The 2,360-nt window shown below is 26.6% G+C and carries 1 protein-coding gene; it reads right to left on the bottom strand.

The annotated features are described in order from the left end of the window. Nucleotides 1–47 precede the first annotated feature (47 nt). Nucleotides 48–2,192 carry a polyribonucleotide nucleotidyltransferase gene (locus AlmWB_RS00965; RefSeq protein ID WP_050337217.1) on the bottom strand — a complete coding sequence of 715 codons (2,145 nt, stop codon included), beginning with the start codon at nucleotides 2,190–2,192 and terminating at the stop codon, nucleotides 48–50. Nucleotides 2,193–2,360: the final 168 nt, after the last annotated feature.

Raw genomic sequence — 2,360 nt, 5'->3', positions numbered from 1 at the left:
TTACAAATAATAAACTTAAATTTTCTTTAAATTTTTTTTCTTTAAATTTATTTTAAAGAAAAATCAATTTTACCTTTTTCATTGATACTAATACATCTTACTCGAATTTTATCACCAATTTCTAATACATCTTCAACTTTTTCTACTCTTGTATTTGTTAATTGACTAATATGAATAAATCCTTCGATATTGGAAAAAACTTCTAAAATTGCACCAAAAGATTGCCCTTTTTTATCCTTTAAAATTCTAGATACTGTAACTTCATAAATATTCCCTACTTTAATATCTTGCACTAAATTCAAAATATATTCAGATGTTTTTTGAACTATGTTTGGATTATGATGTATAATAAAAATTTTACCATCTTGTTGAATATCAATTTTTACATTATCATGATTTTCAATAATTTGAGAAATGATTTTACCTCCTGCACCAATAATATCTCTAATTTTATCTGTTTTAACATGAATAACTTGAACTTTAGGAGCATAAATCGAAAGTTGTTGTTTAGAAGTCGAAATAGTTTGGTTCATTTTGGTTAAAATTTCCATATATCCTAAACGAGCTTTAGACAAAGCTTCCTTCAAAATATCAAACGTAATTTCTTTTATTTTAATATCCATTTGCAAAGCAGTAATTCCTTTTTCAGTGCCTGATACTTTCAAATCCATATCTCCTTCTTTATCTTCTAATCCTTGAATATCACTCAAAATAATAGCTTTTTTTTCATAATAAAATAATCCCATAGCAATTCCTGCAACAGCTTTTTTTAAAGGAACACCAGCATCCATTAAAGCCATTGAAGCAGCACAAATCGTAGCTTGTGAAGAAGAACCATTAGATTCTAAAATTTCTGATACGACTCGAATCGTATAAGGAAAATCTTCTTTTAAAGGTAACATATAATGCAAAGCTTTTTCTGCTAAAATACCATGTCCTATCTCTCTGCGTGAAGGAGCATTATATCGACCAATTTCACCTGTTGCAAAAGAAGGAAAATTATAATGTAAAATAAAACGTTTTTTTTCTTCCTCAGATAAATCATCAATTGTTTTACTTTCGTTCAAAGTGCCTAAAGTAACTACAGCTAAACTTTGGGTTTGCCCTCGTGTAAATATAGCAGAACCATGTGCTCGAGGTAATAAATTAATTTGAGTATTAATACTTCTAATTTCGTCTAGTTTTCTACCATCCACTCTCTTTTTTTCTTGTATAATCATTTTACGAAAAAATTGACTAATTAAATGATCAAAAAGCTTTTCTATCTGTACTAAACTATTTGCATCATTTTCCAAATCTAAAAAAAGGTTTGATTCTTTGTTACTGAAATGTGTTGTTTGAAAATATATTAATATTTCACTTTTTAACTTTTTAATATTTTGGTTGAAAACAACATTATCTGTTTTATTTCGATAACTATCTTCTAAAAACTGTTGTATTTGTGATTTATATAAATCTTCCATAATTTTTTTTAATTTTTCATTATATATCGTAGGATATAATTGTATTTTAGTTAGATTAAGTTCTTCTTTGATTTGTTCTTGAAATAAACACAATTGTTTAATTTTTTGATGACCTAAAAACATCGCTTCCAACAAAACTTGTTCAGAAATTTCATTAGCAATAGCTTCAATCATATTTAAACTATATTTAGTGCCCGATAGAGTAAGTAAAAAACTTGATTTTTCTTTTTCTTTTAAAGTAGGATTAATAACGAATCGATCTTTAACACAACCTACACAAACACTAGCAACAGCCTCTGTAAAAGGAATATTAGATACTAACAAAGCTAAAGAACATCCTAAAAGAGAAAAAATTTCATTATTACAATCTGGATCACTACTTAAAACAGTACTCACCAATTGAACTTCTTTTTTTAAATTATCAGGAAACAAAGGTCTTAAAGCTCTATCAATTAAACGAGAAATTAATACTTCATGATCTGATGGTTTTCCTTCTCTTTTAGCAAAACTACCTGGAATTTTCCCTGCAGCATAAAGTTTTTCTTGATAATTCACCATTAAAGGAAAATAAGGTAAAACAACATCCGTTTTTCCTAAAACAGCAATATTTAAAATCACTGTGTCCTTATATCGAACTAAAACATTACCATTCGCTTGTTTTGCTAATTTATTAATTTCTACAGTTAATAAGTTATTTTCAAAAATAGTTTCAAATAATTTTGAATTCATTAACATTTCCTTTTTTTTAAATATCGATATAAAAGATATATTATATTTTTGAATAAAAATATTCAAAACAACTATTTTTGAAAATAATTTGTAATATAATTAAACATTGATATGGCGCCTACACTAGGACTCGAACCTAGGACCCTCTGATTAACAGTCAGATGCTCT

Source organism: Candidatus Phytoplasma phoenicium, assembly GCF_001189415.1.
In the GTDB taxonomy this organism is placed as follows: domain Bacteria; phylum Bacillota_I; class Bacilli_A; order Acholeplasmatales; family Acholeplasmataceae; genus Phytoplasma; species Phytoplasma phoenicium.
This window is presented reverse-complemented; position numbering and strand designations above follow the sequence as displayed.